This is a genomic window from Streptomyces sp. B1866, assembly GCF_031932565.1.
Classification (GTDB): Bacteria; Actinomycetota; Actinomycetes; order Streptomycetales; family Streptomycetaceae; genus Streptomyces.
On sequence record NZ_JAVSCF010000647.1, the window covers coordinates 1 to 353 of the forward strand.

Consider the following 353-nt stretch of genomic DNA (forward strand, 5'->3'; position numbering starts at 1 on the left):
CCGGAGCCGCCGCGGCCGCGCGGCAGCGCCTGCTGCACCAGCGCGTGCGCGGTCAGCACGCGGCGCGTGTGCCCCAGGGAGGACGGCAGGACCAGGTAGGCCAGCCGCGCGAGCCGCGGATAGTGCTCGACGATGGCCGCCTCGGCCCGGTCGACGTCGATGGGAACGGTGGGGTCGGGGAGTGTCGCTGTCGCCTTCTGCTGCTCCACGTTCCGTAAAACGAGTGATGGGTGGGTTGGTCACCTCCTGGTGCGCCGGAGCGTGTCCGAGTGATTGCCGAGAGTGCGGGCGGATCTCCGTGCCGCCGCGCGCACCGGTCGCGCGGACGGGCCGGGCCGCGCCGGATCGCCGCC

Annotated in this window: 1 pseudogene; it reads right to left on the reverse strand. The window is 74.5% G+C overall.

Going from position 1 to position 353, the window contains the following annotated elements:
• Positions 1-209, reverse strand: a pseudogene (locus tag RKE29_RS30605) (hypothetical protein); the annotation flags it as partial.
• Positions 210-353 lie beyond the last annotated feature (144 nt).